Below are 4,522 nucleotides of genomic sequence, written 5' to 3'. Positions count from 1 at the left end.
AGTAAGACCAAAACCGTCACCCTTCATTGCAGTGCTTCCGGTAAATTGTCATGATTGTTCCATATCTTGTTGCTATGTTTCTGTCAGCCCGGATGTGGTTCAGGTTGGGAATCTGCATTTCACCCGGAGAAAAATTATGGTATAGGAATTCTGGCGGGATTGCCTGTAATAAAAAAATATTGATTTTTCCCAAATTGATGCTATAAAGTAAAGGACGGAAGGGAAGAAAACATGGCAAATAAAAATTCATTTAAAAAAGGAACAATAGAATTATTACTATTATCGATTCTCCGCGTGGAAGACTGTTACGGGTATCAGATTACCCAGAAGATCAAGGAGCAGTCCGGCGGAGCCATCACTGTGACAGAAGGGGCGTTGTACCCGATTCTTTATAAACTGTCGGATAAGGGATATGTGAGCGATTATAAGAAGCCGGCCGGCAAGCGCCTGATGAGGGTCTACTATCATCTGGAGCCGGCGGGGGACGAGTATCTGGACTCACTTCTTAACGATTATTTTAAAGTGCAGGAAGGGGTACGGAAGGTTTTGTCTGCCAATCATGTGGAGGATGGCCGGGCGGCGGCTCATAAGTGAGCCGCCGAATTTTCGATATGTTTTTTATCAGTGCCGTCTGGCGGAGCGTCATATGACGGCGATTCCGTGCATTTCCATATATTCCCGATATTCTTCAGGAAAATGAGTGTCCACGATGAAGCCGCCCACATCGGAGAGGTCGATCATCTTGAAAGGGGCGTTCTGGTTCATCTTGCTGGAATCGGAGACGATGTAGCGCTGCCGGGAGGCGGTGACCATGGCCTTGTTGCCGGCGATTTCCTCGAAGTTCGGGTGGCAGATGCTTTTGCTCAAATTGACGGCGGAAACGCCGCAGAAACATTTGTCAATGGTGAAGGAGCGGATGAAGTCCGCCGCCTCGGCGCCGGTGACGGAACCGGATTTGGAGCGGAGTTTACCGCCGGGAATGTAAACGTCCACGCCGGGAAGAAGCAGCGCCTTGGAAGCGATATGTACATTTAAGGTAACGATATTTAAGGGCGCTTTGTCCTCAAGATAGTCAAGAATGTACTCGACAGTGCTGCCGGAGTTTAAGCCGATGGTCTCGCCGGGTTCGATGAGGGCGGCGGCTTTTTTGGCTACCAGCTGTTTTTCTTCGTAGTTTTTGCTGCGCTTGACCTGCATGTTGATCTCCGGCACTGCCGGAGTGGTGATCTGATGCTTCAGAACGGCGCCGCCGTAAACGATGTCGATATCCCATTTCTGAGCCAGAGCCTTTAAATCCCGGCGGATGGTCTCTTCATGGACGCCCAGTTCCCGGCTTAATTCAGATACTTTGACGGAACCCTTCTCATATAGCTGATCTAAAATAATTCTTTGTCTGTCTGCGCTTAACACAATTGACCTCCGTTCATTTTGTGATAATTATTCTGACTGTTTATCTCCTGTATCATCATATCATGAAAAACCGAAAATGTAGTACTATATAATAAACCATTTTAGACGGCAAAGTGTGACACATTTTCTGAAAAAATTTAAAAATATTTCTGAAAACAAAAAAACAGAGACAGGAGATGACTCCCCTCCCTGCGTACATATGCTTCTGTATCTTAAAACATCATAATAGAAAATATGGAAATTCCCGCGGTGTTGCGCTGCGGGAATATGCACGGGAAATTTATGCGAAATTAACATGAAGCGGAAGCTCTGGCCTTCCAGGTCAGACGTTTCAACCCTTTCATAGTAAATGTGACATCGATGCCGCCGGCTTCTTCGGCGGCGTCCATCTCATCGCCGCTGTAGAAAATATTGTAGCCGATGCGCTCTCCGTCCGGAAGCAAATCCTCTGAGTTCCAATACTCTTCATGTTGGGAAGTAGTGCCGGCATAAGGATAACTGATCTTCACCCGCCAGTCATCGGACAGTTCTTCTTCTGTGAGATCCTCTATAGCGGCAGCGCCGCTGGAAGAAGATGAAGTCCCGGCAACTTTTTCGATGGTGGTTGGGTAATTATCATCCGCATCAAGAGAAAGAAGAGTAAATGTGTTGGCATCTCCCTTGCCGGTGAAATCAAAATAGATTCGCCACTGGTCGTTATCCAAAGAGAGGTCGTCCACTGAGATCGTGCCATAATCATCTTCGTACAGAACCTTTCCCACTTCCAGGGATTCCGGTGCGATGTGCAGGGTAAAAGTGAGCTTCTTATCCCATGGGATACAGGTGACGTCATACTGTTCCCGGTGCTCCCGGATATGCTGCATGTAAGCCGGTTTTTCCGGACCGGCAGCAGCGGGAGCAGGCAGCTCATTCGGTGCTTTTTCCTGCTTCCCAAAATACTTTGATGTTAAAATGGTTTCACCCAGATTATCCACAGTAATATTGTCGTTTTGTTTGACCAAGATAACACTTATCCACTTCCAGTATATATTCCGTTCCAACTGTTGCTGATTCATCGACCTAGGCACCAGCAGAAGTCACGGTGGCTTTTACTATCAAGTCAGAATGATCTTTCAGTTTTTCAACGGTGCTGCAATGATATAGAAAATCTGCGGTTGACGGAATATCTAAAATAATATTTTTAGTTTTATTTTCAGATGATGTTTCTTCCTGTTGGCTTTGTGAATCAGAAACCGTATGGGAGAAATCGGTAGTGTCAGAACTCTCTTTGGAGCAGCCGCAAAGTAAATAAACACAAGGCAAACAATGGCGTAATTATTTTTTTCTTCATTAAAGCCTTCTTTTGCAAATGTAATTAATTACATTTTGATAGATGATTAAAATTTATTTTTTTAAAATCTTTTCTATGTACTATAATTTCGTATTTATTTGCTCCTTTTATATTTCCAACGATACTTTTCACGGTACTCCTGCCATCCCATCTGTTAGAAACATTATAAATTTTAATTTTATATTTTATTTTTTTAAAATCTAAATATTCCCTAATAAAATTAAATTTCTTTATATCATCTCCTAGATAGACTGTTTCCGAGTTAAAAAAAGTAATCATATGTTCTCCTTTCAAACTGGTAAATATAAGTAATATTTATTAGAAAGATAGTCTGGTTATGTTAAAATTATATCGCATGATATCAAAAAACATGAAGGTTCCCATAAGGGGGTTGTTGATGTAAGTTTAATTATGTGTGCCAGAGCAGGATGCAGTTAAGAATTCTGTATGGACTGGATATGACTATTTTGATGGAAATCTGCTCTGGCAGTGAAAAATGCATTATATACAAACAATCAGTATAGTGAATGTTATATTGATTAAATTATCTTTAGTTTTCAATATTCAATACAAAAAACTTATTACACAAATGGAATATTGACTTTTATTGTAACACCTCTTGTACAATATAATGTGTACTCTACTCCTGCCGTAACAGGATCAATTTTTTTGGTCGAAGGCATCAATGTAACATTACTAAAAGTTGGTTTTGAATAATTCGTAGTCTTTCCTAAAGTACCTCTTTTTCCGGCCACATTATTTGTGTAAATTGTTCCATCTGCGCGCCAATATAATTTACTCTTTTGAGGAACTACTCCTTCTCCTTGGATAATTTTTTTATAACTAGAGGTGGCGGAGATTAATCTTAAAAGTTCTTTATTTTTTATTGTAGTCCATGTATACTTTACTTTTAATTTTGCTTTTATATTTCCAGATTTATTCATTGCGGAATCAGATTTATTTAGTGCAGATTTAGAGGATGTTAACCGTTTAATTTCAGATAACTGTAATTTTTTTGATTCATATAATGTGACGTTAACATCAGCCTCTTTGTTATAAATATTACCTTCTGACTTTATAGTTTCTTCATTAGCCAGTTTGACCACCGTTTTTATAATCCTATCATTTAATAAATAATATGTACTTGCACCATCTTTTTGCAATAATTTGGCATTTTGCAAAAGCGTGGTATTGCTTATTTGCAAATTTGCAGTTGCCTTATTGATAGTTGCTGCATTCAGAGAATTAGAACAACAGGCGATGATAATTACCGACATAAATAGACTTATTATATTTTTCTTTATATTCATTATATTACCCCTTCTTACAATAAATAAAATATCTTTTAGTGCTAATAAAGAATAATTTTTGGATTAATATATTATAAATTTATTTCAATCATAGGCACCCCTCCCATTTGTTGATTTAGTGATAAAAAGTAACAAGCAAGTATTTGATACAATCATCATATATTATAATTATAAATATGTCAATATATATTTGAATCAAATATATTGAAATCTAATTTTAATTGGTTATAATAAACAAAAGAGGATAATATAATTGAAAATTTAAGTATGTTTTGCTTAGATGAAGCAGGAATGATTAGTAATTCTCAGATACTATATCCAAATTAGCTATAAATGAAAAAATTTGCGAAAGAGGAAGCAGTGTGAAAGATATTACCCAAAAATATTTAAAATCAGTAAAAAAGCTATTTCCTATCTATGGAAAAAAGGAGAGACAATATATCAAAAACCTGCAGACGCCATTGCAGGAGTA

General features: G+C 38.8%; 6 protein-coding genes. 1 reads left to right on the top strand and 5 read right to left on the bottom strand.

Annotated features, from left to right (window positions below; translation table 11 throughout):
• Nucleotides 1-231: 231 nt before the first annotated feature.
• Nucleotides 232-594 (top strand): PadR family transcriptional regulator, encoded by a 363-nt coding sequence (locus B5E53_RS18325; protein WP_087317570.1) that lies wholly within the window; start codon nucleotides 232-234, stop codon nucleotides 592-594.
• A gap of 48 nt (nucleotides 595-642) precedes the next feature.
• On the opposite strand, the gene B5E53_RS18320 is transcribed toward B5E53_RS18325, so the two are convergent.
• The 5 genes from B5E53_RS18320 to B5E53_RS18305 form a co-directional block, all read right to left on the bottom strand.
• Nucleotides 643-1,410: a DeoR/GlpR family DNA-binding transcription regulator gene (locus B5E53_RS18320; RefSeq protein WP_087317568.1), complete on the bottom strand. Its 768-nt coding sequence runs from the start codon at nucleotides 1,408-1,410 to the stop codon at nucleotides 643-645.
• Nucleotides 1,411-1,700: 290 nt separating this feature from the next.
• Nucleotides 1,701-2,411 (bottom strand): hypothetical protein, encoded by a 711-nt coding sequence (locus B5E53_RS18315; RefSeq protein ID WP_087317566.1) that lies wholly within the window; start codon nucleotides 2,409-2,411, stop codon nucleotides 1,701-1,703.
• A gap of 58 nt (nucleotides 2,412-2,469) precedes the next feature.
• Entirely contained in the window at nucleotides 2,470-2,712 is a 243-nt protein-coding gene (locus tag B5E53_RS19405) for a hypothetical protein (RefSeq protein WP_162611975.1), read from the bottom strand.
• Between the two features lie 52 nt (nucleotides 2,713-2,764).
• The gene (locus tag B5E53_RS18310) at nucleotides 2,765-3,019 is read right to left on the bottom strand and encodes a hypothetical protein (RefSeq protein WP_087317565.1); all 255 of its coding nucleotides are present in this window, start codon (nucleotides 3,017-3,019) and stop codon (nucleotides 2,765-2,767) included.
• A gap of 302 nt (nucleotides 3,020-3,321) precedes the next feature.
• A complete protein-coding gene (locus tag B5E53_RS18305) occupies nucleotides 3,322-4,050 on the bottom strand; it encodes a hypothetical protein (protein ID WP_087317564.1) in 729 nt (242 codons plus the stop codon).
• Nucleotides 4,051-4,522: the final 472 nt, after the last annotated feature.

The sequence above is a fragment of the Eubacterium sp. An11 genome (assembly GCF_002161065.1).
Taxonomy (GTDB): domain Bacteria; phylum Bacillota; class Clostridia; order Lachnospirales; family Lachnospiraceae; genus Anaerobutyricum; species Anaerobutyricum faecale.
The sequence above is the reverse complement of the archived record's forward strand: the minus strand, read 5'-3'. Positions and strand labels throughout refer to the sequence as shown.

What these genes read in the sequence shown, in the direction of transcription:
- B5E53_RS18325 (WP_087317570.1), top strand. Translation starts at nt 232, where the DNA reads ATGGCAAATAAAAATTCATTTAAAAAAGGAACAATAGAATTATTACTA.
- B5E53_RS18310 (WP_087317565.1), bottom strand. Translation starts at nt 3,019, where the DNA reads ATGATTACTTTTTTTAACTCGGAAACAGTCTATCTAGGAGATGATATA.
- B5E53_RS18305 (WP_087317564.1), bottom strand. Translation starts at nt 4,050, where the DNA reads ATGAATATAAAGAAAAATATAATAAGTCTATTTATGTCGGTAATTATC.